Origin of the sequence: Flavobacterium flabelliforme (assembly GCF_017948675.1) — a bacterium.
In the GTDB taxonomy this organism is placed as follows: Bacteria; Bacteroidota; Bacteroidia; order Flavobacteriales; family Flavobacteriaceae; genus Flavobacterium; species Flavobacterium pygoscelis.
In genome coordinates this window covers 1-288 of sequence record NZ_JAGFBU010000039.1, presented here as the reverse complement: position 1 = coordinate 288, position 288 = coordinate 1, and the positions used below count along the sequence as shown (strand labels likewise).

Genomic DNA, 288 nt, shown 5'->3' with positions numbered 1-288 from the left:
TAAGCACAACAGACGCGCTATTAACGGTAACACCAAAAGCGATCAACGTGAGTGTGGTAGCCGATAATAAAACCAAAGTATACGGAGACGCGAACCCAGTGTTAACCGCTGTGGTAACTGGAACGGTAAATGGCGATGTGATTGACTATACGTTAAGCACCACCGCTACGACGACTTCAGCAGTAGGAAGCTATCCAATTGCAGTTGCTTTAGGCAGTAATCCAAACTATACGATAAGCACAACAGACGCGCTATTAATGGTAACACCAAAAGCGATCAACGTGAGTG

The 288-nt window shown here is 45.5% G+C and carries 1 protein-coding gene; it reads left to right on the top strand.

From position 1 onward, the window contains the following. Positions 1–288 (top strand): MBG domain-containing protein (locus J3S90_RS15785; protein ID WP_210646984.1); only part of this gene is annotated, 288 nt, incomplete at both ends.